We start from the raw sequence: 24472 nt of genomic DNA on the forward strand, positions 1-24472 counted from the left end.
CTACCGCAATGCCGATCCCCTAACCACGCCGGGTATAAGGGAGAGAGTGTTACCGGCAGAGACGAGCCAACGGGTACCGTTCAACGCCAATCACCCCTGATCGCGGCGATAGGAGCGACGCATGCGTTGCCCCTACTGATCCGTAGTGCCGGTCAGTCGTGTGGATGTGACCTGGATCATCATCTTCACGGATTGGGTGCTCACCGCTACCGCAATGCCGATCCCCTAACCACGCCGGGTATAAGGGAGAGAGTGTTACCGGCAGAGGCAAGCCAACGGGTACCGTTCGAGGCCAATCACCCCTGATTGCGGCGATAGGAGCGACGTATGCGTTGCCCCTACTGGCACACCTGAACAGTGCATATTGTTGAGCAAGATTTGGCATTACAACAGCGGAGGCCATACGCCAAGCCGCGCTATCCTCTATCCTCTGCGGAACGTGGTCCTACTGCACGCGGTGCGAGAGCGCTGGTGCAGCGTATCTACGCTCCGGCGCAGTGCCAGGGTGACGGTTAGATAGTGTGCCATGCGTTCTCTCCTGCCACAATTGATATACCTTCGAGGCAAAACAAAAAGAGTACGGCACAACCGTACTCTTTTCAACCGACACAATAGAACGGAACGTTGTCCGCAGCTTTAACCTCGCACAGCCTCTTTGAGGGTGCTGCTGGCGCTGAAACCAGGCGTCTTCGTAGCGGGAATATGCATCTTCTCGCGGGTCTGTGGATTCACGCCTTCCCGGGCCTGCCGCGAACGCACCTCGAACGTCCCAAAACCGGTGAGCGTCACCTTCTCGCCACGAGCCAGAGCTTCGGTGATCACCTCGAGCGCGGCATCGATAATCAGCTTCGTCTCCTTCTGCGAAACCTTTGCGCGCTCAGCCACAGCCTTAATGAAATCGGTCTTCTGCATCGGTGCAGTCCTCCTTAAATATTCACTCCTACCTGAATAGCTCTTCAGAAAGCAGTATACCGCATCTGTCAAGACCTGTATCTCTTGTTGATGCGATAAACAGCATCTGAGATTTTCCAACAATATTTTATGGCTTTGCAATGCGCAAAACAAGTTTTACGCATTACAAAGCCACCGAAAACGAGGCGAACTTAGTCTTCACTGCGCTCCTGGATCACGTAGAGCAATTCGAGCAACACATTCTTCACGCTCTCACGATCCGTTGCCGTACACGGTAACACCTTGATATGCGGTGGTTGACGCAGAGCCAGTCGCAATTCTTCCGGCGACCAGGCATTAGGCCGATCCTGCTTGTTTGCCGCAATCACATACGGTGTATCGCGATACGAGACGAAGAAGTCGATGATCCGGTTCGTCTCTCGGAACGTTTCGGGTCGTGTGCTATCGACGAGGATCACCAGCCCGAGCATGCCTTCGGCGAGGATCTCCCACATAAAATCGAAGCGCTTCTGTCCCGGTGTTCCGAAGAGATGGAGCACGAGATCATCAGAGATCGCGATGCGTCCAAAATCCATCGCGACAGTCGTTTCCTTCTTGATCAGCCGAGTATCGTCGGTCGCCCGGCGCTCCGTCGAAACGACCTCAATTTCCGAGATCGTCTTGATAAACTCGGTTTTGCCGGCGTTCACGGCGCCGCTGATCACCATCTTTACCGTCTGCACACAGCCCTCCGCTCCGATGCTCTGGCCCCAGCTACATGCTGCGGATCCGATTGATGATCCGATTGACAAGGCTCTTCTTCAAACGCGGCTGTTCTACCGGAGGCATTCCAGCAGCCAGCACGCGCTGTCGCTTCACCAGCTCCAGCATTCCGGCGGTTAGAAACCCATAAACCGCACGGCACACATCGAAATCACTCAATCCGGTCTTCTGGGCAATTTCGGCCAGGGTATCACGGCCATTAATGCGGGCGAAGACCTTCCATTCGTCAGGTGCCAGGCGCATCCCCTTGAGCTTTTCGCCTGGTGGGGCCAAAAACCGTGGCACCAGATCGGTCGACGGAATACGATCACGGATGCGTTCCCATTCATCGATCCGTCGCACACCTTCCATAATCAGGTGGTCGATAGAGATCGGCGTCGGCGCCAATGGTGCATCGGGCGCCGGTCGCTGATTATGCTCGAAAAGAAAATCACCTTCCGGCCAGGCAAACAGTCCATAGACTGACTGTTCGGTATGCCCCAGTAAGGCTTGCTGTAATCGATCAGGACTTGCCAGACCAGTGTCAATAATCACCTGGCTGAGGGTTGCCCCATTGCCTCGCGCTGCAAGTGTCTGACAGGCTAGCGCAACCTGTTCGGCATTCAGCACCCCAAGTCGCACCAGCAGATCAGGTTTTTCATCTTCAGGACGGCGTGCCGCCAGCAATAATTTTCCCTTCTCGAAGTACAGACGCGCCGTTTGATCATTATACGACAGATGCAGCGCACCAGTTTTATACCCGCGATCAACGAGTGAGAGAAAGTCTGACAAGCTAAAATCTCGGATGTTCCCCACCAATGCCATACATTCCTCCGCTATCGCGGGTTATGCGTAAATGACCTTACATTGTCGGTTGTGTGTCGACCAGACCGGTCACCGTCGTCGTTACTTGAACCGGTTGCTCCTGAGCGTATTGGTCAGCCTGCAACACTGCCTCAAAGGCGGCAATTGCTGTTGCAATCATATCACCATTTGGCTCACGTGTCGTCAGGTATTGTGCTGCCAGTGTCGGGGCGAGCAGCCAACGTACCCATGGCCGATGGTAATGATTCGCGGCCAGTTGCTGCACCTCAAAGGCAACGGCCGCCACCAACGGAATTAAGACAATGCGAGCGATGATTCGTTGCCAGACGGGCAACCCGGCAACTGATAGAAAGATAAGAAACCCGATCAAGGCCACTGCGAGCAGAAAGCTGGTGCCGCAGCGGGGATGGATGCGACTGCACTGCCGTACCGATTCTACGGTGAGCGGCAACCCGGCCTCGTAGGCATTGATTACCTTATGTTCTGCACCGTGGTAACCGAACACCCGGTTGATGTCAGGAATACGACCAATCGCAATAATGTAGGCAATGACCATCGCCAGATTGATCAATGCCTCGATCACTTCACGCAACAAGACTGGTGCACCCAATTGCCCAATGAAGTTGGCTACCAGTGATGGCATCACCACAAAGAGACCAACCGCAACTGCGATGGTTAAGGTGAAGATCAGAACCTGGAGCCAGGGATGTAATTGCTCTTCCTCATCGGCAGCTACAACGGTGGCAGAAAAGTCGAGTGCTTTGCGGCCAATCGTGAAAGCTTCAGCCAGAGCAGCAAATCCGCGCAGCAACGGTAACCGCTGCCAACGAGCCGCACGTGGAGGAACCGGCATATCCAGGCGGGCAAAGCTACCATCGGGGCGACGTACAACGACGGTCGCCTGGTGACGACCGCGCATCATAACGCCTTCGAGAACTGCCTGACCGCCGTATTTAAATTGCTGCCCACTCATATCGGTTTCTATTTGCCTCGGCCCTTTCACGGGCACGCAAACCTCTACTACCTTTTATCTTACCATACCAGCAGGCACCAAACTGTATCGAATATGGCATGATTCCCCTGGTACGACCGTCTGCTTATGACCACATCGCACACACAACGCGCTGGCTATGACTGGTAGCATATACTCGACAGCAGATCATACGCTACCCGGCCTGGCCATCGGTCTTATCACGGCGGGCCAGGGTCGTGGCTGCGGCACGGACGCCGGTAACCAGACTGGAGATGCGGATGATCGGCGAAACCACTCGTTCAGCGACGTAGGTCGTTGTTGTCGTTGCCGTTTGGGCCGAATCACGCACATTGTGGGCGATGGTGCGAGTGGCATCAAGCGCCTCATTTGCCTTGGCTAGTGCCTCGTCCAGTTTCGGTATCACATTGTTACGCGCCAGGCGATTGATTTGTTCAACGGCGTAGAGAATAGCGATCAGGATTGCAATTGACAACACTGCGCCGATTAATTGCAACGCCGCCAGGATCACGATGAACACATCACGCCAGGCTGCGCGGAATCCTTCACCGAGAAAGATTGCTGCAATAATAAACCCGAGCAAAACTGCAGTTAGCAGACCAATACCGATGCCGATCCAACGTAACACGGGGCTACCTCCATACCGGGTCGCATATACTGCGACTGTGAGGGCACTATAGTGCGCTGAATTATATCATAGCCGTAAGCGTGAAACAACTATGAGGAATATCCATGCCAGTAACGAGGCTTCGAGCATGGGAATCCCGGCTGGTGCCGGTATGTTCAGCGGAAATCGCCAGCCGAGCAGAGTTGCGATCAAACAGCCCGCGGCGGCAGTCACCCAGAAGATAGGGAGCTGCCGCCACGATCTGCCTAGTAAGACGTGGGCAAGGGCGGCGTGGGTTGTGGTCAGAAGCAACAAGAGGAAGGCTGCCGGCGATAGAGCACTCATGCGACCTCCGGGCGCGCAATCCAGCCCCCACCCAACACCTGTTGTCCGCTATAGAAGACGGCAGCCTGACCGGGACTGACCGCACGCTGTGGTCGTTCTAGCTCAACCAGCCAGCGACCGTCAGATTGTTGCGAGACACGTGCGGGCAGTGGTTCGGCGTGGGCACGCACCTGCACCAGACAGGTGAATGCTTCAGCCGGTGGCGTATTATCTACCCAGCATGCATCGATGACCGTAAAGCGCTCGCGATTGAGGGCCGTCGCCGGGCCAACAATTAACGCATTCCGTGCCGGGTCAATCGCAACGACATAGCGTGGTTCACCACCACCTAAACCCAAACCGCGCCGCTGACCGACTGTGTATAACGGCAATCCGCGGTGCCGCCCGATTTCCCGTCCTTCGAGATCAACAATTGGGCCGGGCACCAGACTCTCCGGCGATTCGATCCGTAACAGATTGCGATAATCGCCGTCAGGCACAAAACAGATATCCTGACTCTCTTCACGGTCGGCACTGGGCAGACCACGGGCGGCAGCCATTTCGCGTACTTCACGTTTGGTATACGCGCCAATCGGAAAGATTAAGCGCGATAGCTCGGCCTGACCTAACATATGCAGCATATACGATTGATCTTTTTCAAGATCAACCGCCCGCCAGAGCTGATAACGGCCATCTTCGCCCTGGATGACACGGGCGTAGTGACCAGTCGCTACTGCATCAAATCCCAATGTCCGCGACCGGTCAAGCAAAGCACGAAACTTAATCATGCGATTACACTCAACGCAGGGGTTAGGCGTAAGACCGTGCGTGTAGGCGCGGATAAAATAATCGATCACGTGCCGACGGAACTCACGCTGATAGTTAAACACGTAAAAGGGGATGCCCAGCAGCGCACAGACTCGGCGGGCGCTTGCCGCTGCCTCTGCCGCACAGCAGAGACTCTCGCGCAAGCCCTGCTCGTCGTCATCCCACAAGTGCATGGTAACGCCGGTCACCTGATGACCGGCCTCAAGTAAGAGTGCTGCGGCCAGAGAACTATCAACACCGCCGCTCATTGCCACTAATACGTTTGCCATATCGGTATTATACCTGCTCTAGTGATAGCTGCCGTCTCGATTGTGGTGAAAAGGTACAATAGTGCCACCATCGAGCAAGACAGTTCTGAAATCCGTTCAATAGCGATAATATGTCAATCATTCAGATCACGCAGCACTACCACCACCGGCTGGGGATCAGCTATCTGACCGCCGGTACGCATGGCCCGGCTATCGTATTTCTCCACGGTTGGGGCGCATTTAAGGAACTCTGGTGGAGCGCCCTCCGCGACCTTGGCCGTGATTACCGCTGTTTTGCCATCGATATGCCCGGTCATGGCGAGAGTCGGATTGGGCGGGCCGACCAGATTGAGCGGATTGCCGTGTTGATCGCCGATTTCTGCCATGATCTCGGCCTTTCAACCATCATTCTGGTCGGTCATTCGATGGGGGGCAGCGTCGCCGTCGAGATGACACTTCGCCACCCCAACCTGGTACAGCGCCTGGCTCTCATTGATGCGGCAGTCGATGCTTATCGCATGCCGGCCTATACCCGTATCTATCTGTTGCCACATCTCGGCTGGCCAACCTTTCGCCTGACCCAGGCTATCGGGCGTGCCTTTCGACCGCTCGGTCAGCAGATACCGCACGAGCACGGCGGTGGCTGGATTCGTCCGTGGTTACGACGGGTATCGTACCTCGCCACGTTTGACCCAGAAGGATTGTACCGCATTTTGCGTTCCCTCTTCGCGACTCGCGCAGACGAACGCCTGCAACAGATCCGGGTTCCGACCCTGGTGATGACCGGGCAGTTCGATAGTCTGGCCCCGCCTGCCCACGCTCGCCGCCTGGCCCAGATTATACCGGGTGCACGTTATGTCATGATTCCGGTCAGTCTCCACAACCCAATGGATGAACGACCACGGGCATTTACCCGCGCTCTCCGCGCATTCCTCGCCGAGACCGGCTCGTAAGCAGCAAGATGTCCGTTTCGCGATGGTGCATTTAGAAAGTTGTACCGTGATGAACCTTGAACCCTACCGCAAAGAGATTCAGCTTACCGGCACGGCACCGGTGCGCCTGCACGTCGTGGACATCGGGCCACTCAATGGTGAACGTCAGGGAACCATTGTCTGTATTCACGGTTGCGCCGGTAATCTCGAACAGTGGATACACCAGATCAGCCATTTAGCCGGTCGTTATCGCGTCATTGCCCCAGATTTACGCGGCCACGGTCGCTCTGAAGTAGTCAATTCGGCGTACTCACTTGAAGAGTTTTTGTGGGACATGACGCAGTTGATAACCCGCTTGCAAGTTGAGGAGCCATTTATCCTGATGGCGCACTCGTTCGGCGGGCCAATCGCCATCACCTTTGCCGCCAGCCAGCCACAGCGCGTCAGCCGGCTGATTCTGATTGCAACCGGGCCAGAGATGCATCTGCATCCGCTCCACGAGCGAATCGTCAAGTTGCCGATCTCGCTGGCAATGCTGGAGAGGTTGCGTCCCATTTTGATGCCAAAAACCTATGCGCCGGTGAAGGTTATCCAGCGAGTACTGGCCGGCACGCTGTTCCGCTGGAATGGGCGAACCGTCTTGCCCCAGGTGCAGACACCGACCCTGATCATCGCCGGACAGTGGGATTTTATCGCCCCAGTGGCCCAGGCTCGCGAGAGTCAACAATTGATGCCAAACGCCCGGCTTGAAATCGTGCGCTATACTCGCCATCTCCCCCATCTCGAACGCCCCGATGCGGTTAATCGCCTAATCGACCGCTTTCTGGAGGGGCCACGGAGCTGGCGTGATTAAGCGTTCACTCATACTCTGGTAGCAATTGCGTTAGCTCATGGTTGCTGTCCGTTCGTGGGCATGGAATGGCAGGCGGAAGCGAGCCGGAGGCGTGCGCTCTCAGGGGCAGCATAAGGGTGATGATAGATAGCGGGCCATAACTGGTTACCAGGTTTGATGTTAGAACCTATTTCAAAAAACCGTCTACGAGAAGTTCTCCCATGCATTCCTGACCGACTCTATGCTCGTAACGAGTACACCCGGCATCCCCATGACCAGCAGGGTCAACAGTGTGCCACGCGCCGGATCGTGAGCACGGCTGAGTGCGGTAGCCATGCTGCTGCACTCCAAACGCCGCGACACGCGCATGACGAGCGGGCAAGGCAATTAAGCCAGCGCATGATGCCACCAAAGATGATCGTCAGCCCTCCTCGCTACCATACCGGCAGATTGGGAGCAGGATATGTTGTCGTTGGCGATTGGCAAGCGTTCATACGCCTGCGCGACTGTCGGGGAGCACGACAGCACAGCTTTTACGAAATAAGTTCTACAAATTGCTATTGACACCAGCAGAATCACGGCTGATAATCGAAACTGCCAGGTCTTCCCTCACCAGCATTGCAAGGGATAGTTGCATGACCGATCTCTTCGCCAGTCGTCCATGGCTTCGCCATTATGATCCGGGTGTGCCAGCAACGCTTGACCTGAAACCAGAGCCGTTACCGGTGCTGTTGCAACGGGCTGCTGAGCGTTTTACGCATGCCACTGCCATCGCTTTTTACGGTCGCTCGCTTAGCTATGCACGACTATGGGCAGAGGCCAACCGGTTTGCCCGTGGCCTGCTCAGTACCGGGTTTCAACCCGGCGAGCGGGTGGTCATCCTGTTACCCAATATTCCCCAGGCCGTCATTGCCTACTTCGGCGTTCTGCTTGCCGGGGGGATTGTCGTCCTGGCTAATCCGATCTTCGACGCCGAAGGCTTTGCCCACGAGGTGCGTGACTCGGGAGCAACAACGGTGATTGCGCTGAGTATGTTCCACCGGCTGGTCGAGCAGGTACGGGCTGAACTGCACTTTCCACGGCTGATCTACACCAATCTGAAGGAATATCTGCCCTCAAGCCAGCGTCTGCTCTTCACCCTCCTGCGTCAGGAGCAGGAAGGCCACCGGATCCCCGATGCCCAGGCAAGTCAGGCGCTTTGGTTTCAACATCTGGTGGCTGCCGGTCAGGACGGCGAGTTGCCCACGCTCAACGCCGGCGATCCGGCGGTTATTCTGTACACCAGTGGCACAACCGGCATTGCCAAGGGTGTGTTACACCGCCACGCCAGCCTGTACATCAATGCGTATCAGACGCGAATGTGGTACGCCGATGCCGAAGAAGGCAACGAGCGGGTGTTGTGCGTCATTCCCTTCTCGCACGCTTATGGCATGACCGCCTGTATGAATGTTGGGATCGCGCTAGGGGCAACCCTGATCTTGCTTCCAACCTTCGAGACGCGCAACGTGCTGCATACCATCCGCCGGAAACGACCAACGATCTTTCCTGGCGTCCCCCCGATGTACGCGGCGCTCAACGAAGTGCGTGAGGTGCGCAAATACGGCCTCTCGTCGCTCAAGAGTTGTCTGAGTGGTGCAGCACCATTGCCGGTAGAGGTGCAGGAAGGCTTCGAGCGCATCACCCGTAGCCGCCTGGTCGAAGGGTATGGCCTGACTGAAGCGGGGCCGGTTACCCACGCTAATCCGTTGCGCGGTGCACGACGTGCCGGCACTATCGGTTTGCCAATCCCTGACACTGAAGCGCGAATCGTCGATCTGGAAACCGGTCAAGACCTGCCGCCAGGAGCAATCGGTGAACTGCTGATACGTGGTCCGCAGCTTATGGCCGGTTACTGGAACAATCCAGAAGCAACTGCCGAAGCGCTCACGGCTGATGGCTGGTTACGCACCGGTGACATTGCCCGGATGTTGCCTGACGGCTACTTTCAGATTATCGAGCGCAAGAAGGAGATGATCATCGCCGGCAACTACAACATCTACCCTCGCGATCTCGAAGAGGCGCTGTACGAACATCCGACAGTTATCGATGCCGCAGTCGTTGGGGTGCCGCTGCCTGACGGTAAAACAGATGTGCGCGTTTTCGTCGTCACCCGACCCGGTGAGCGGGTTAGCGAGGCTGAGGTGCTAGCATTTCTCCGCGAGCGTGTCAATCTGCCGCTTGTTCCCGACAAAATCGAGTTTCGCGAAGCACTACCGCGAAGCTTCATTGGTAAATTGCTGCGCCGCCGGTTAGTTGAAGAGTTGCTTTCACGCGAACAACGGTCATAACACAACAGGCATGGGTAGGCCAGGGCTATACCGGCACCTACTCCACCCCCTCAGGTGACGCTCTCTGGCAGAACTGATCGCTTTGTGCAGACCGAAGCCGGTGCTCGCTAATGGCCGTTCCTGCGAGAGCCAGACCCGGTAGCGCATTACTGCTGAACTCACACGGATACTTCTACTTCCAACCACATCTTCCCGCTACTTGCCATCTCACATAAGCAGGTTCGCTTGCAACCTCTGCACGATGTATATCGTATCGAATACTGCAAACTGATCGTAGCGGACAGGAGTAAATCATGAATAGAGCACAACGGAGTGTTACGGCAGTAAAACAATTGCTAGAGAGTGGTGAACTCGATCAATTGCAAATAAAGGCCAGCGACTTCATTTCGCAGCGTTCAGGCAACGAAGGTGGAGCCACCCGGATCGAACAGATGAGTGTTCTACTCGATGAGGCGGCTGAGTTGCTGAACCGTAATCTCCAACAGCGCGATTCAGGCGGGCAGGTCGCCAACGTCATTTCACCGGTAGTGATCCCCCGTGATCCGCGTTCAGTGCTCTGGATCGCAGTCACCGCTATCCTGGTAGTGATCGGACTGATCGGCTGGCTCTTCAGTCTGCTGATCGATACCGTCTCCTTCGGCTTCACCAATCTAAGCCTTGTCTTGTTCGGGCCTCACTACTGGCTGTTGGTTATCGCCTATGTAGCCTACAGCCTCTGGCGCAACACCTTCATCATGGTGCCCGACGGCTGCCAGGCGCTGATCACCCGCTTTGGTAGACTTGAGGAGATTGCACCGGCAGGACGCAAAGTGTTGCTCGATCCGTGGAAGCGCGTGAGTTACATCGTCAATGTGACACGCGAATATCCGTACAACGCGCCAATCCGGGAAGCACCGACCGCTTCGCGGGTCAATGCTTCAGTCGATCTCTTCTTGCAATTCAAGATCGAAGACCCGGCAGCGTTCATCTTTACCCTTGGTGGCGCAAAAGGCTTTCAAGAGAAGCTCCAGAATGCGGTCAGTGAAGTGACGCGCGCCCTGATCTATGAGCAGCGAGCCGAAGCCATCTACGATCTGGTAGGCGAGAGTACGCAGAGTCTGCTTGACACGCTGAACCAGCAATTTCTGCCAGCGGTACGCTTTGTTAACGCCAACATCACCCACGCCGAGCCGTCGAGTCAGGAGTACCGGATCGATCTCGCCAAACCGGAGATGATCCGGGTCGCGAAAGAGGCGTACACCTACGAATACGAACTGGCCCTGCGCAAGGAGCAGGATGAAGGTGATCTGAACCGGGAACTGGCCAGCCTGCGTGAGCAGTTGTCGGCTATTCAAGCCGAAATTGCTACCTACCAGGCCCAGATCGATATTGCCCGCGAAAAAGAGACGTACCGCGCTAATGCGTATGCCAGCCAGTTGCTGAGCGAAGCCGAGAGTACTGCCCGGGCCAACGCTGCCCTGCTGGAAGCGCAGGCGCTCGATATTCGGGCAGTCGGTGCCGCACGGTACCCCGAAATTCTGCAATACCGGTACCAGCAAGATATTCTCGACCGCCTGGAAGCAGTGGCCGATCATCTGCCACAGATTGTGCAGGTCGGTGGTGGTGAAGAGGCAGCTATCGACTATCTGGCCCTGGCGCAACGAATGCTGGGCATCACCGATACCCAGCTCTATTCGCCCGAAGATGTTGCGGCTATCCGTAGCCGTATGCAAGAGATTCGCCAGCGCATCCTGGCCCGATCTGAACAGATCGCCCAAGTCGTCGCCACCGAGACCGAACAGCGCAGCGAGAAAGGAGAACCGCGGTGAGTGAGCCACGACGTGAATTTTCGCGTATCCGCGAGGCGGTAGCGACCTGGAACCGCATCCGGCAACTCCTCCGTTCCGGTGAAGAGGGGCAACTAGTGCCGGTGGTGATTCCCAAAGATCGCCGGCGGGCACGCTGGCTTTTACCACTGGCCATTGGGTTGTATCTGATCGGTGTCGCCGTCTTCAGTGGGGGAATCTTCGGCGGTCTGGCGCTCTTCCTGGCGCTGCTCTTCTTTATTTGGGCCGGGTTGTCGTTTGTCCTCGGTGCGATTATCGAGATCGAGCAGGGCACAACCGGTATTCTGTCGCGCTGGGGACAGATTGTCGGCACCCTGGCACCGGGTCGTCATTACCTGTGGTGGCCGTGGGAGAAGGTCGAGGCCGTGGTTGACACCAGCACCGAGATTCCGTACACCGCACCGGTGATGGCGGCACCGACCCGCGAAAATGTGCCGTTGAAGTCCATCGAATTCTTTTTGAAGTTCCGGATTGAAGACCCCATCGCCTTTGTGCGCCGCCTGGGGGCCAGTAACTTCGATCTGGTGCTGAGCAGTGCGGTGCAGGACGCCATTCGGCAGCGGGCACGCCGGGTTGAGACCGAACGCGCCTACGATCTGCGTGGCAGCGATGTCGGTGATATGCAAGAGCTGCTCAACCGCCAACTGGCCCGCTATGGTGTCCGCATTACCGGTGCCAACATTCCTGATGTGCAATTGCCCGATCAATATCAGCAGCACCTGGCGACACGAGAGCGCGTCGCGAAAGAGTTGCAGGCCTACGCACGTGAATGGGAACTGATCAAAAAGCAACGGATCGACGGTCTGCTGCTTGAGATTGAGCGTGCCAGGAAGGTTCGCGACGCCAAACTGGTCGAGGTACGGGCAGCGATCAATAAAGCCCGTGAAGACGTGGCGCGTATGCTGCAAGAGAAAGAGGCCGAAGCGCAGCGTGTACGTTGGGAGATCGAAGCGCGTGGCCGGGCAACCCTACGCCAGGCCGAAAATGAGGCACGTGGTCTGGACTATCTTGGTCAAGCGTACCAGGACAATCGAGCTGTGCTGCAATACGAACTGGCCCGGCGCCGGCTTCAGGTGGCCGAAACACTGATGAAACGTGCCCCACGCCCGATTGTCATCCAGAGCGACGGCGGCGATGCTTCAGCATTAACCACGCTGCTAACGGCACAGTTGTTGCCGAAATTGACCGGTAATGTGGATGGGATGGGGAAGTAGGAGATAGGATATAATAGGGAATAGTGGGGAGGGGAAGGGAGGTTGATCCCTTTCCCGCTCGTCTTGCAGGGGCAATCTGATGTCTGAATGATAGACTTCAGGAGAACAGTCTGTAAAGGTTAGGTAATAGCGACTATACTTTCCCTGAACATCAGCGGGTATCATGCGATGATAGAACAGAAAATGCGCATGATCTATCCGTGACAGACGATTCGACACACTCTACAAGCTGGCGGGATAAGTTGAGGACGTGCGGAGGTGTAATGTTTGTACGCTGTCGGATGATCTATGAGGCATCTTGCAAAATAGAACCCTGATCATCACGTATGAAACAGATTCTGGCTTGATACATAGCACACCTTGAGTATGCGAAACAGACAACGATACTTTTTCGTACTGACAACCATCTTTTTACTGATATATGCTCTTGTGAACATATTACCGTCTAATTCATATCATCTCCTTTCATCGTTACTATTCATCGGCTCCAGAAAACCTTCACCTGTAACAATACCAGTTCTTACAACATGGCAAATTCAATACACCGGTGAACTGGATCTCTCTGTGGATGTTCAGGTTTTCAATTTAGATTTGTGGGATACCACACCCGGTATTATTCAAGAGTTGCGTGAACGAGATATATTCGTTATGTGCTACTTCAATGCCGGAGCATATGAAGAGTGGCGTCCAGACGCATCAACATTCGTGCCCGTAGTGTTGGGTAAGGATTTGGCGGGTTGGCCGGGTGAGCGGTGGCTGGACATTCGTCGGATTGATATCCTCGGCCCAATCATGACCTCACGACTAGACCTTGCCGTAGAAAAGGGGTGTCATGGTGTTGATCCTGATAATGTGAATGGTTATACAAACGATACCGGTTTTGCTTTGACCGCAGAAGATCAACTTGCTTACAATCGCTTTCTGGCTTTTGCAGCCCACGAACGTGGTCTTGCTATCGGGTTGAAAAATGATATTGAACAGATACCGGAATTGGTGGACGATTTTGACTGGATGATCAACGAGTCGTGTTTTCGTTATCAGGAATGTACAGCCCTGTTGCCGTTCAAAGAAGCTGGTAAACCTGTGTTTGTAATAGAGTATGATCAGGCTCCGGAGTATATTTGCCCTCAATCTCAGCAAATGGGCTTTAATACGCTGATAAAACATCGCGAACTGGATGCCTATCGCATAGATTGTCATCAATTTGTCCAGACAAAAACGTAGAAACGTTACTGACCGGCCAAGCCCGAGAAGACATATCTCACTAAACCGGGCATAAAGAGAACCAGCAATTCTTCGCATAAAGGTTAATGGTCCTCTGTCACCAGCAATCACCTCCCATAGCAAGCCTGGAACACAGATCTTCGGCCTACTACTGGTAATGACCTTGTTCTATGCCATTAGGGATGCCGTGTTCTATAACCTATCCAGTTATCCAGTCGCCCAGGGGATTCGATCTGGCGAAACCATCTGTTCACACGCCGCGTGAGGGGTCCCCGCTGCCACTGATCGCAGGCAGAGGCTGATCTGAAACACTTGAGTATACCATCCGACAACGATAGCCGGACTGATACATCTCACCCATCAGTGTGGAGAAACCTACTGGTGTCGAAGTATGACTGCCGCCGACTATGTGTGCATCGAGAGAGGCGGGTAGAATACGATGAGAGAATGCGACACGGTCACCGCGATCCAGATGTTCACGTTCCCAGAGGAGCCGGTTGATATGAGATATTCCCATCGCTGATCACGCTATCATTCAAATTGGGCAGGTAGGGCCGGGTTCAGCCACCACAGACGGTGCATGTACCTGTTCACATTGCCATACGAGAGGTTCAGGCATTGTATTTTTCAGATTCCACCCCTTCCAATACCGGTTGACAAAGTGTCTGCAAACAGCGATAATTGTCAACTGTCAGGAAGGAGTTGGCCATGATTAGTCAACGATTGCGCCAGTTGCGGTTGGCGCACGGCATGACCCTCAGCGATCTGGCACAGGCAACCAACCACATTGTTACCCGTCAGGCTATTTCTAAGTACGAACACGGTCACGCTCAACCATCACCGATGGTGCTTCAGCGCTTAGCGCAGGCACTTGGTGTACGACCGACCGATCTCCTCGACGGTGCCAATATCCGGGTCGAGATCGTTGCCTATCGTAAACGTGCTTCGCTCGGTAAACGACAGAGTGAGCATCTCGCCGCATTGGCCGAAGAGGCATTGCGCGAACGGGTGCGATTACAACGGCTTATTGGCGACACCAGGGTGCTCGATATCCCGTTGCAGGAGTATCCGGTGAAGAATTTGGACGATGTTGAGTCTGCGGCTACCGATCTCCGTAGCCGTTGGGATCTGGGTAGTGCGCCGATTGCCAATTTGACCGACGTGTTAGAAGATCACGGCCTCCACGTCATCGAACTCGCAACCATTGACGGCTTCGATGGCGTTGCTGCGATTGCCCGTGCTGAACACGGTCATCCGCTGGCCGCAGCGGTGATTGCGCAGCGGAGTAACGATGGTGCACGATGGCGGATGAATCTCGCGCACGAGTTGGCGCATCTGGTACTGCAAGCACAAGACAATCTGGATGAAGAGAAGGCTGCGTTTCGCTTCGCAGCGGCATTGCTCGCGCCAGCCCATGATCTGTGCGCCTTTATCGGTGAGCGCCGTCATCATCTGCATCTGGATGAATTGCTCTTGATGAAGCACCACTTCGGAATGAGCATCCAGGCGCTGCTTTACCGCATGCAGACGCTGGACATTATCAGTCAATCTCTCTTCCGCAAGTGGATGATCGAATTCAGTGAACGGGGTTGGCGAATGGCAGAACCGGAACCACTGCCACACGAAGAACCACTCTGGTTGCGGCGGGCCGCCCTTCACGCCCTGGCGGAAGAGCTGATCGATCCCGCAGAAGCGCAGCGTTTGCTGGGTGATGAGGTGGCAACCGGTGTGGCACAGGCCGTTTTCGCCGAAACTGTCATCCCTGAGACCATCCAGGCCGAGGATGTGCCGGCAGGTCATTACTCGCCGTCACCTCTAGCCTTTGCTGTTCGCAGCCGACAATTGCTCCGGCTACCGCAGGCTGAACGCCATGCGATCCTGGCTGCCCAGGCAGCCAATGCACTCGATCTCTATCAGTCTGTCACCGATTCTGTAAACGAGGTCGCAACGAGTGAGCACAAGTAAATCACCCCGGCGCAGTGAGATCTGGCAGACCGATTTTGGTGATCAGACATCAGGGTTGGTGTTAGTAGTGAGTGCTGACGCCTTTGAACATCTGCCGATTCGACTGGTTGCCCGCCTGCGCCCATGGGAAGACCGGTTTGCCGGTATGGTGTGGTTGCAGCGCCTGGAGGGTAACTGGCCGACCCGCTTAGGCCAACCGCACGCCGTTGATCTGTTGCAGTTGCACTCGATTGAGGTGCATCGCTTACGCACGATGGTCGGGAGAGCACCGGCAACCACCATGGACGAGATTGCTGCGGCAATTGCGCTGGTCGTAGATTATAATCCTACCGGGTAAGTCAATGACCGCAATCTGACTAACGTATACGCATGATCGATAGCGCACAACCATGACCATCACGTCCACAGGTTTTACCATCAATGCCGGTGCACTGCTGGCAAGCGCACCGGCAACCGCAACCGCGACCGCTTTAAACGAAGCTCTGACCGCTTACGGTCTCTGCCTGCCGGTTGCCCCGTTACATACCGACGCAACGCTCGCCGAACTGGTAGCCTGTAACAGTGGTGGTCGGTATCGGTTGTCGAGCGGGCCAATTGGCCGCTATGTACGGGCAGCAACACTGGAAACCGCCAACGGTCTATTGCATGTCGGCGGCCCAACCCTCAAGCGGGCAACCGGCTACAACCTGCACCGCGCACTGGCCGGACAGGGAGTACGCCTCGGTGATCTGCGTGAATTGACGTTCAATTTGCGCCCTTTGCCGGCAGTGACCACCCTGCACCTGGTAGAGGGACCGCTGGAACGGCTGTTGATGCTGGCAGCCGATCTGATGGCCGCCAATCTGGAACTACGGGCATTAGCATTCGATGCCGGCGGATTACTCCTCATCGCTCTCGCCGGTCTGCCAGAGGTGGTGACGCGCCAGTCACAGCAGGTGCTGACAACGGCAGATCGCCATCAGCTCGCCGTTACCTGTGACCCCAACAATGGCTGGCAGCATTGGGAAGAACTTGCTCGCCGGCATTGTGCTCTGCCCGCCGACCAACGCCTCGATATGACGCTGCCACGCAGCAAACTGGCCGAGGGAATCGCCGCCTGTCGGCAAATCGGTGACGCCGGTATCGCCATCTGGGGCGATCTGGGCGTAGGGAGCGTCCATGTCACGCCATTACCCGACGTCCGGCACTATGCGACCTTGAAAGCGCAGCTAGCCACCCTCGGTGGTCAACCGTGTTACGAGTTTGGCCCGCCGCCACAACCGGCTTATCCAACCCTGACCCCTCGCAAGAGCCAGACGCATGGCGATTGTATCGCTGCCCTCAAACAGGTGGTTGGTGACCGTTACCTGATCCACCATCCTGACCAACTGGCGGTCTACGGGCAGGACGCCTCGATTGCCCAGGCCGAAGCACTGCCGTATGCGGTCGCCTTGCCGGCCAGCACGGCTGAAGTTGCTGCCTTGATGCAGATTGCGGCTACACACGACTTACCGGTAGTTACCCGTGGGGCCGGCAGTGGCCTGGCCGGTGGAGCCGTACCAACACCGGGATGTCTGGTGATTGGCCTGAACCGCATGGAACACATAACTATTGATCGCGGGCAGCAGGTTGCCCACGTGGGTGCCGGCGTGATTACTGCCGAACTACAACGGGCCGCTGAGCGCGTTGGCCTCTTCTACCCTCCCGATCCGAGCAGTCAGGCGGCCTCGACCGTCGGCGGCAATATCGCCTGCAACGCCGGTGGACCACGTTGTTTGAAATATGGGGTAACTGCCGATTATGTATTGGGATTAACGACAGTACTGGCCGACGGCTCCATCGCCCGCTACGGCGATGGCCTGGCCGGTCAGGGTGAGAGCGATGGATTAGTGCAACTTCTTGTCGGCTCTGAAGGAACGCTGGCTGTGATTACCGAGGCAACCTTGCGGCTGATCCCACTGCCACGTGCCCGTCGCACAACCATGGCGCTCTTTGCCGATCTGGCCGCCGCCTGTGCCACAGTCGAACGGATCATGGCATCGGGGATTATCCCGGCCAGTCTGGAGCTGATGGATGACACTACGATCGCCGCCGTGGAAGCGTATCTACGCATCGGTTTGCCGAAAGATGCCGGAGCAATGCTGTTAATGCTGGCCGACGGTGAACCGGAAGCGGTCGAACACGACGCAGCAGCCCTGGCTGAACTGGCAAAGGCTGGCGGTGCGCAACGGGTGGCAGTGGCGCGAAATGCCACCGATGAAGCAAACCTCTGGCAGGCCCGACGAGTGATCGCGCCGGCCCTGGCTCGCATTCGCCCTAACCGATTGGGTGAAGACATCAGCGTACCGGTGACCCGCATCGCCGAATGTGTCGGCCAGATTAAGCAGGTAAGCGCCACCTATGGCCTGCCTATCGTGGTCTTTGGTCATGCTGGCGACGGCAACCTGCATCCAAACATCCTCTTCGATGCCCGCAATCCGACCGAAGTGGCGCAATTATGGCCGTGCGCAGAAGCCGTCTTCAAAGTAGCCCTGGCCGTGGGTGGTACGCTGTCGGGAGAGCACGGTATCGGCACCCTCAAACGGCCATTCATGACCCAGGCGCTCGGTGAAGCACAACTTGCTGTGCAACGCCAGATCAAAGCTCGCTTCGATCCCACCGGTCGTCTAAACCCTGGCAAAGTACTCCCGGTATGATGATCACCAGCCTCGCCAATCCAACCATCAAAGCCCTGCGTGCACTCAGGCAACGCAAAGCTCGCGACGAGCAGGGGCGCTACCTGATTGAAGGGATTCGCCCGGTCGCCGAGGCGATTCAATGCGGTGCCCCGCTTGACATGCTGGTCATTGCCCCTGAACTTCTCAATAGCAGCTTTGCGCACGAACTGATTGACACGTATGCTGCTGGCGGCGGCAAAATACTGACCGTCAGTGCAGCAGTCTTCAGCAGTCTGGCCGACAAAGACAACCCGCAAGGCATGGCAGCCGTTGGGCGAATGCACTACACGCCACTTCCCAACCTGTCACCGGCACCGGTTGGCTGGGTGGTGCTGGTTGAGGTAGCCGATCCGGGCAATCTGGGTACAATCTTGCGCACTGCCGATGGCGCCGGCTTCAGCGGCGTCATCCTGGTCGGCGCAACGACCGATCCCTTCGATCCGGCAGCGGTGCGGGCCAGCATGGGTGCACTCTTCAGTCAGCAGATTACTCGCACGGACTGGAACAGTCTGCTGGCCTGGGCACGGCAGCATCGTATTGCCCTGGTCGGCAGCTCTGATCGGGGGGCCAGTGATTACCGGACCATAACCTACCCACGACCACTGCTCCTGGTATTGGGCAGCGAACGGCATGGCTTGACAGAAGAGCAGCTTGCCGCCTGTGATCTGGTAGTCCGCATCCCAATGCGAGGGCGTAGCGACTCGCTTAATCTGGCAGTGGCAGCCGGCATCCTGATGTACGAGGCGACCCGCTCACAATGATCAGCAGTTACACAGCCAGTATCACCTCGGCTGGATAAAGACGGCCTCTTTCCCCATGGGCTTCATATCTTGATGTTGTGATAGTCGTAATTCACCCGTCTCCAACATCATCCAGCCTGTGCAACCAGATCGCCATCCAGCGCGCCACTGCCAATAGGAGAGCGATCCTGTCGCCCGTCCGCAATGCACTGTCGAACACACAATCCCCTCAATTATGCGGGTTCAGTCGCCGCGAGCCTCCGGTTCGCTTGTCACCTGACAAGGCCCCCCTCCCAACCCGCCCGCTGGGGGAGGAGCTGAGAACGTGCTTCCGCCCCAGCGGGTGCCATGCATTACCCACGCTGCGTTAGGCCGGGCTGCACGCGCTCCCCGTGGCGGCTCCCCGAGGCGCAGGCTTCCAGCCTGCGTGGAGGCATCCTCTCCATCACCGGCAGGTGCTGGCCATGACCGCTGGTGCGCAGGCTTCTCGCCTGCACCATAGGCTGACACACCGTTTCCCATTCGTAATGTAAGACCGACGCGACAGTGTGACAATGCGGTAGTGCCGGGATCGTGCACGATGAGATAGGCGCTGCTGATGCGTGAAGAGGTTGACAAAATAGTTATGGGTAATGCATAGCCCAGCGGGGGCGGGTTAGAGTGGAGGTATGTCTCCAACCCGGCGGGGGAGTGGAGATAGGCGTGCTCTATACTTGTTGTCGCGCACCGCAATTCCGGCCCCCCTCCCAACCTCCCCCCGCTGGGGGGAGGAGCTGAGAACGTGCTTCCGCCCCAGCGGGTGCTATGCATTACCCACGCTGCGTTAGGCCGGGCTGCACGTGCTCCCCGTGGCGGCTCCCCGTGGCGCAGGCTTCCAGCCTGCGTCGAGGCATCCTCTCCATCACCGGCAGGTGCTGGCCGTGACTGCTGGTGCGCAGGCACGAACCTGGTACAACCAAACGTCTACACACCGGTAGCGCATGCATGCCGGACCGACTCGATGATCGGCACGAGCACAGTCAGCACTCCCTTGACCAGGATGGGGAACGGTATGCCCCGTGCCGGATCGTGAGCGCGGCTGGCGCGGCAGCATGGCTGCCGCACGCCAAACCCTGCGCCACGCACATGATAAGTGCGCAAGGCAACCCATTCAGCACGTGCTGGCACAGCTGGAGATGTGCACTGCCACCAGGCCAGTCGCCCACACCAGCATCCATGGCGATCATACCCGCTGAGACAGCCGTGGTTGACAGCAGTTGTGGGTAATGCATAGCTAGCAGAGACGGGGTGGGATGGGTCATGTCGTAGCTGGTAGCAACGCGCACACGCCACTCCTGCCATCAATCGTCCCGGTGCGGCAACTGAGCGTGAATGCGCATCTGCGAAACGTCCTGGCGATGCGCTGGCGATATGCATGGCAGCACTCCCGCACAGGTTTGACAACCTGACTAGTGCACAGCATCACTCACAATTTGAGACAAGCTGCTGTCATCTCGTAAACATGATGGACATCCACCCCATACGAGAACGGTCAGTAGCATATGAATTACGCCTCAACCGCCAACCGTACTCCCAAACCGGCCAGAACCGCCCCCGTGACATAGTTGAGCCGACGGCGCACGTCACTGCGGCGCAGCCAGACACTGACCCCGGCAACAACAAAGGTCATGGTTGAAAACCAGAGAATGCTGAGCAGGAAGTGGATGGTCGTGAGTGCAAGTGCCGACCACAAGACCGAATCACCTGGATCGATAAACTGCGGCAAAAATGCCAGATAAAACACGGCAACTTTGGGATTGAGTACGTTACTCAATAAACCCTCGATAAAGGCATGGCGCGCTTGACCGACGGGCAGATGCGGTTCCTCAATTGCCCGTTGTCGCCAGGTTGTGATCATCGTCCACAGACCTAACCCGGCCAGATAGCAGGCACCGGCCAGTTTGAGCACGTGGTAAAGCTGTGCCGACTGTAGCACTATCGCGGCTAACCCCAAACCGGAGAGGGTTGCCTGCACGAACAGACCACTCCCAATACCAAAAGCGGTTGCAATACCGGCGAGGCGACCACGCGCCAGGGCATTGCGCAGCACCAGCATGGTGTCAGCACCGGGAATGAGAGTCAGGATAGCGACCGCAATCGTGTAGGCAATCAGACGTTCGGGAACCATAGCAACTCCGTAAGCATCAACAAGAACTGTTCAGACTACTATACCTCAAACCGATACCTGCGAGCGCAGCCAGGGTTATACCGCAGGTTCGCCAGCGCAGACCTGGACTAAACCATTGCCTATCGCAGCCCAGATGCATACCGAAAGCAGGTACTTCCAGAGTCTACACATATGCGCACCAGAGGCAGACGCGCACAGTGAATAATCCTCGTTCTTGATACTCACCAACAGGTTGATCACGGGGAAGAGTTTCGTGCTCACACCTACACATCACCGACGGCAGGCACTATGCCAACCGTCATATACCACGATATGACCAACATCTGACCTTTGACACTGTTGGCTCAGCCCATTCCTTTGTATAGTAGAGGCAGAGAAGGTAGTCAGCGAAAGAGAGGTAGACAATGACCACCGAAACGTCTGTAACCGAAACGACCACCACCAAACATGGCGATCGAGCAACGATTGGTATTGCCCTGATCGCGATTGGGGTCGTCCTGTTGTTGGGAAATGTTATCGACACCGGATTGCTGATCCTGCCCGCACTGGCCATCATCTTCACCGCAGTCGGCATCCGCACTCGCTGCAGCGGCTGGTTTATTCCGGCGGGTATTCTTGGCGGGATCGCCCTGGGTGCCATTCTGACCGATGTGCTGCCGCTGGCCGAAGAAGCTGAAAGTGGCGTATTCTTGCTCTCCTTTGCAATCGGCTGGGCAGCGATCCCGCTCTTAAGTGCGCTCTTCGCGAATGAACGGGTCTGGTGGCCCTTCATTCCCGGCGGGATTATGGCTGTTATCGGATCGCTGCTCATCATCGGTGAAAGTGGGGTGACGCTGCTGGAGTTAATCTTCAATCAGGCTGGTTGGGTTTGGCCGCTGGTCTTGATCGTGATCGGTCTCGGACTGATCTGGCGACGACATGCTGACTGAGGAAGGAAAGGCCCCTGATGAAACGAACCACCAGGGGCGTTCTTCCCTGAAAATCGACTTAGAAAACTCAAGTTGCCACCTATGCTGTGAGCAGACGGCAGAGGTTGACTACCAGGATGAACAGCACAACATTGCCCTCGATACCGTATGGCGTAACCGCGTGGACGATGTGGGGAGTAGTCAGTTCCCATGGACATATTACGTCACACCTCACGGTAGCAATCCGGGTTATGCCCATCCTCTGTGTCCGCCGTGTCTCTGTGGTGACAAAGGGAGCAACTTGGGTTAGAAAATGATCTGATCGGCATTCACCTGTTCGAGACTGCTCCACGGCGAACGCACCTGCTCGGCGCGGAGCTGACCGCGCAAACTGAGGACGAGGAGCAGTAACCCGGCTACCGCAATCAGCAGCAACGCACTCAGATAGACGGCAATATAGCCACTGGCGACCACGCCACTCATTCTGCCGATAATATCGCGGGCCAGGCCGGCAGCAATCGTTCCGACCCCTTGCGATAGCGCCTGGGTAATACCCCACAGGGCAAGGAACAGACCGGCATGGGAACGGTCACACAACCCCATCACTAGCGCAAGGCCACCGACAATCAGCATACCACGCCCCATCCCGATCAGAACAATCCCACCCAGGAATTGCCCGACGTGATCGGGAGTATTGGCCAGACTGATGGTTGCAAAACCGGCCACACCCAGGATCGAAGCGCCTCCCAACATCCGCAAGGCCGGATGACCACGCCAGAGCAGCCAGCCGGTCAAGACAATCGCGGTCAACATCCCACCGCCCCACACCGCCGTCAGGCGCGTCGTCTCAGCCACGCTCATTCCTAACACCTGACCGCCGTATGGTTCGAGTAATACATCGTGTACAGCAAAGCCGGTCGTTGCCAGTGCCAGCACGATGAACAGGTTGCGCAGCGGGCGCTGCGCTGCAAGCATGCGCAACGACTCACCAAGCGTCTCACGCACCCGTACCGGGGTGAAATCAACCAGTTCGCCATTCGGCTTCAACCGCTCTTGATCAAGCATTGACAGGAAGGTCAGAAACACAAAGGCTAACGCCGATCCCTGCATCACCTGGATCAAACGGGTATGGCTATAGTCGATCAACAGTTCACCGATCAGCAACGAACCGACAATCGTCCCCAAGACCAGCGCCACCCAGAGCACACTCAACACCCGACCACGCTCTTCTGCCGGCGTCACGTCACTGACAATGGCGAGATAGATCGTCTCGGCAATATTTACGCCCAAACCGTAGGCAAAGAAGATAGCAAAACAAACAATGACCGCTAATGGAAATGGGAGATAGCCTTCACCGCTGAGCAGAATCAGCGAGAAGGGAGCAGTCGCCAGGCCACCGTAGGTCAGCATCGCACCGAGTACCAGATACGGTGTACGCCAGCGGCCGGCAGCTCGATGGACATCCGACTTAAACCCGACAATGGCGCGGGCCGGTGAGATAAAGTAGTGAAGAGCCAGTAACGAACCTACCAGGAACGCTGCAATCCCTAACTCGTTGATCAGCACACGGTTGAGCGTACCGGTCAACGGTGCCAGCGAGAGTCCCATCCCGAATTGAAAGAGGCTCAGGCGAAATACCCGCAGCCACATCCGCAAACGAGGACGGGCAGCCAGCCAGTGTTGGGCCTGACGAAATGGGCGTAGCAATGTATCTGCCATTGCCATGTTCCAGCTCCTTGGGCTAGAGCGCGGTGTTGTGTCGTATTATAGCACGCCATGTCATGCGAAGATAAGGTAGAGTCGGTTCAGTTTGTACCACCATTAGAATCTATTTCAAAAAACATCTACTATGAAGGTATCTCATTCATTGCCACCCGATTCCTATGGTTGCGACGATCGCGCCCGGCATCCGCGTGACCAGCTGGATCAACGACGTGACCCGCACCATCTCGTGAGCATGGCTGGCGCGGCAGCATGGCTGCCGCACGCCAAACCCTGCACCACGCGCATGCCAGGCGGATAAGGCACTCCATCCAGCGCGTGATGGCATGGCCTGAGCTGTGCTCTACCAACGGGCCAGGAGCCGGGTCGGCTATCGTTGCTGATTGGCAAGCGTTCATGCACCAGGACGACGGTCGTGCAGCACGATAGCACAGCTTTTATGA

The 24472-nt window shown here is 56.6% G+C and carries 22 protein-coding genes; 12 read left to right on the plus strand and 10 right to left on the minus strand.

Features of this window, described 5'->3' with window-relative positions:
* On the plus strand, positions 1-306 hold a 306-nt coding region (locus tag VAE57_RS11755), incomplete at its 5' end, for a hypothetical protein (protein WP_322822069.1).
* A gap of 330 nt (positions 307-636) precedes the next feature.
* Here the strand turns inward: VAE57_RS11755 and VAE57_RS11760 are convergent.
* The 7 genes from VAE57_RS11760 to mnmA form a co-directional block, all read right to left on the minus strand.
* Positions 637-912: an HU family DNA-binding protein gene (locus VAE57_RS11760; protein ID WP_012256560.1), complete on the minus strand. Its 276-nt coding sequence runs from the start codon at positions 910-912 to the stop codon at positions 637-639.
* A gap of 191 nt (positions 913-1103) precedes the next feature.
* On the minus strand, positions 1104-1634 hold the full coding sequence (locus VAE57_RS11765; RefSeq protein WP_012256561.1) for a GTP-binding protein: 531 nt from the start codon (positions 1632-1634) through the stop codon (positions 1104-1106).
* A gap of 31 nt (positions 1635-1665) precedes the next feature.
* Positions 1666-2478, minus strand: coding sequence for a DUF4388 domain-containing protein (locus tag VAE57_RS11770; protein WP_322822070.1), 813 nt, complete (start codon positions 2476-2478; stop codon positions 1666-1668).
* A 37-nt stretch (positions 2479-2515) separates the two neighbouring features.
* The gene (locus tag VAE57_RS11775; RefSeq protein WP_322822071.1) at positions 2516-3451 is read right to left on the minus strand and encodes a DUF1385 domain-containing protein; all 936 of its coding nucleotides are present in this window, start codon (positions 3449-3451) and stop codon (positions 2516-2518) included.
* Positions 3452-3644: 193 nt separating this feature from the next.
* Positions 3645-4097, minus strand: a complete 453-nt coding sequence (locus VAE57_RS11780) for a hypothetical protein (protein ID WP_322822072.1) — start codon at positions 4095-4097, stop codon at positions 3645-3647.
* 66 nt (positions 4098-4163) lie between these two features.
* A complete protein-coding gene (locus VAE57_RS11785; protein WP_322822073.1) occupies positions 4164-4421 on the minus strand; it encodes a hypothetical protein in 258 nt (85 codons plus the stop codon).
* Positions 4418-5497, minus strand: a complete 1080-nt coding sequence (gene mnmA, locus VAE57_RS11790) for a tRNA 2-thiouridine(34) synthase MnmA (RefSeq protein WP_322822074.1) — start codon at positions 5495-5497, stop codon at positions 4418-4420. The genes VAE57_RS11785 and mnmA overlap by 4 nt, the downstream gene beginning before the upstream one ends.
* Positions 5498-5607: 110 nt before the next feature.
* Between mnmA and VAE57_RS11795 the strand changes: the two genes are divergently transcribed.
* On the plus strand, positions 5608-6429 hold the full coding sequence (locus VAE57_RS11795) for an alpha/beta hydrolase (protein WP_322822075.1): 822 nt from the start codon (positions 5608-5610) through the stop codon (positions 6427-6429).
* A 49-nt stretch (positions 6430-6478) separates the two neighbouring features.
* Positions 6479-7261 (plus strand): alpha/beta fold hydrolase, encoded by a 783-nt coding sequence (locus tag VAE57_RS11800; protein ID WP_322822076.1) that lies wholly within the window; start codon positions 6479-6481, stop codon positions 7259-7261.
* 183 nt (positions 7262-7444) lie between these two features.
* On the opposite strand, the gene VAE57_RS11805 is transcribed toward VAE57_RS11800, so the two are convergent.
* A complete protein-coding gene (locus VAE57_RS11805) occupies positions 7445-7576 on the minus strand; it encodes a hypothetical protein (protein WP_322822077.1) in 132 nt (43 codons plus the stop codon).
* Between the two features lie 299 nt (positions 7577-7875).
* Between VAE57_RS11805 and VAE57_RS11810 the strand changes: the two genes are divergently transcribed.
* The 8 genes from VAE57_RS11810 to VAE57_RS11845 all read left to right on the plus strand — a co-directional run bounded on the left by VAE57_RS11810 (position 7876) and on the right by VAE57_RS11845 (position 19253).
* The gene (locus tag VAE57_RS11810) at positions 7876-9567 is read left to right on the plus strand and encodes a long-chain fatty acid--CoA ligase (protein ID WP_322822078.1); all 1692 of its coding nucleotides are present in this window, start codon (positions 7876-7878) and stop codon (positions 9565-9567) included.
* A 293-nt stretch (positions 9568-9860) separates the two neighbouring features.
* Positions 9861-11375, plus strand: a complete 1515-nt coding sequence (locus VAE57_RS11815; RefSeq protein WP_322822079.1) for an SPFH domain-containing protein — start codon at positions 9861-9863, stop codon at positions 11373-11375.
* Positions 11372-12607: an SPFH domain-containing protein gene (locus VAE57_RS11820; RefSeq protein WP_322822080.1), complete on the plus strand. Its 1236-nt coding sequence runs from the start codon at positions 11372-11374 to the stop codon at positions 12605-12607. The genes VAE57_RS11815 and VAE57_RS11820 overlap by 4 nt, the downstream gene beginning before the upstream one ends.
* 534 nt (positions 12608-13141) lie before the next feature.
* Positions 13142-13831 (plus strand): endo alpha-1,4 polygalactosaminidase, encoded by a 690-nt coding sequence (locus VAE57_RS11825; protein WP_416208449.1) that lies wholly within the window; start codon positions 13142-13144, stop codon positions 13829-13831.
* Between the two features lie 708 nt (positions 13832-14539).
* Positions 14540-15796 (plus strand): helix-turn-helix transcriptional regulator, encoded by a 1257-nt coding sequence (locus tag VAE57_RS11830; RefSeq protein WP_322822082.1) that lies wholly within the window; start codon positions 14540-14542, stop codon positions 15794-15796.
* The gene (locus VAE57_RS11835) at positions 15783-16133 is read left to right on the plus strand and encodes a type II toxin-antitoxin system PemK/MazF family toxin (RefSeq protein ID WP_322822083.1); all 351 of its coding nucleotides are present in this window, start codon (positions 15783-15785) and stop codon (positions 16131-16133) included. The genes VAE57_RS11830 and VAE57_RS11835 overlap by 14 nt, the downstream gene beginning before the upstream one ends.
* 52 nt (positions 16134-16185) lie before the next feature.
* Positions 16186-18471: an FAD-binding oxidoreductase gene (locus VAE57_RS11840; RefSeq protein ID WP_322822084.1), complete on the plus strand. Its 2286-nt coding sequence runs from the start codon at positions 16186-16188 to the stop codon at positions 18469-18471.
* Positions 18468-19253, plus strand: a complete 786-nt coding sequence (locus VAE57_RS11845) for an RNA methyltransferase (protein WP_322822085.1) — start codon at positions 18468-18470, stop codon at positions 19251-19253. The genes VAE57_RS11840 and VAE57_RS11845 overlap by 4 nt, the downstream gene beginning before the upstream one ends.
* A 1525-nt stretch (positions 19254-20778) precedes the next feature.
* Here the strand turns inward: VAE57_RS11845 and VAE57_RS11850 are convergent.
* Positions 20779-21399, minus strand: coding sequence for a LysE family translocator (locus VAE57_RS11850; protein WP_322822086.1), 621 nt, complete (start codon positions 21397-21399; stop codon positions 20779-20781).
* A 404-nt stretch (positions 21400-21803) separates the two neighbouring features.
* On the opposite strand from VAE57_RS11850, the gene VAE57_RS11855 reads away from it, so the two are divergent.
* A complete protein-coding gene (locus tag VAE57_RS11855; protein ID WP_322822087.1) occupies positions 21804-22328 on the plus strand; it encodes a hypothetical protein in 525 nt (174 codons plus the stop codon).
* A gap of 285 nt (positions 22329-22613) precedes the next feature.
* On the opposite strand, the gene VAE57_RS11860 is transcribed toward VAE57_RS11855, so the two are convergent.
* Entirely contained in the window at positions 22614-24032 is a 1419-nt protein-coding gene (locus VAE57_RS11860; RefSeq protein WP_322822088.1) for a BCD family MFS transporter, read from the minus strand.
* Between the last annotated feature and the right edge of the window lie 440 nt (positions 24033-24472).

It is taken from the genome of Chloroflexus sp., assembly GCF_034434295.1.
GTDB lineage: Bacteria > Chloroflexota > Chloroflexia > Chloroflexales > Chloroflexaceae > Chloroflexus.

Bases quoted from the DNA above. Each gene is read 5' to 3' on its own strand.
- VAE57_RS11770 (WP_322822070.1), bottom strand. From the start codon at position 2,478: ATGGCATTGGTGGGGAACATCCGAGATTTTAGCTTGTCAGACTTTCTC.
- mnmA (WP_322822074.1), bottom strand. From the start codon at position 5,497: ATGGCAAACGTATTAGTGGCAATGAGCGGCGGTGTTGATAGTTCTCTG.
- VAE57_RS11760 (WP_012256560.1), bottom strand. From the start codon at position 912: ATGCAGAAGACCGATTTCATTAAGGCTGTGGCTGAGCGCGCAAAGGTT.
- VAE57_RS11795 (WP_322822075.1), top strand. From the start codon at position 5,608: ATGTCAATCATTCAGATCACGCAGCACTACCACCACCGGCTGGGGATC.
- VAE57_RS11830 (WP_322822082.1), top strand. From the start codon at position 14,540: ATGATTAGTCAACGATTGCGCCAGTTGCGGTTGGCGCACGGCATGACC.
- VAE57_RS11850 (WP_322822086.1), bottom strand. From the start codon at position 21,399: ATGGTTCCCGAACGTCTGATTGCCTACACGATTGCGGTCGCTATCCTG.
- VAE57_RS11855 (WP_322822087.1), top strand. From the start codon at position 21,804: ATGACCACCGAAACGTCTGTAACCGAAACGACCACCACCAAACATGGC.
- VAE57_RS11845 (WP_322822085.1), top strand. From the start codon at position 18,468: ATGATGATCACCAGCCTCGCCAATCCAACCATCAAAGCCCTGCGTGCA.
- VAE57_RS11840 (WP_322822084.1), top strand. From the start codon at position 16,186: ATGACCATCACGTCCACAGGTTTTACCATCAATGCCGGTGCACTGCTG.
- VAE57_RS11775 (WP_322822071.1), bottom strand. From the start codon at position 3,451: ATGAGTGGGCAGCAATTTAAATACGGCGGTCAGGCAGTTCTCGAAGGC.
- VAE57_RS11805 (WP_322822077.1), bottom strand. From the start codon at position 7,576: ATGGCTACCGCACTCAGCCGTGCTCACGATCCGGCGCGTGGCACACTG.
- VAE57_RS11860 (WP_322822088.1), bottom strand. From the start codon at position 24,032: ATGGCAATGGCAGATACATTGCTACGCCCATTTCGTCAGGCCCAACAC.
- VAE57_RS11800 (WP_322822076.1), top strand. From the start codon at position 6,479: ATGAACCTTGAACCCTACCGCAAAGAGATTCAGCTTACCGGCACGGCA.
- VAE57_RS11815 (WP_322822079.1), top strand. From the start codon at position 9,861: ATGAATAGAGCACAACGGAGTGTTACGGCAGTAAAACAATTGCTAGAG.
- VAE57_RS11785 (WP_322822073.1), bottom strand. From the start codon at position 4,421: ATGAGTGCTCTATCGCCGGCAGCCTTCCTCTTGTTGCTTCTGACCACA.
- VAE57_RS11810 (WP_322822078.1), top strand. From the start codon at position 7,876: ATGACCGATCTCTTCGCCAGTCGTCCATGGCTTCGCCATTATGATCCG.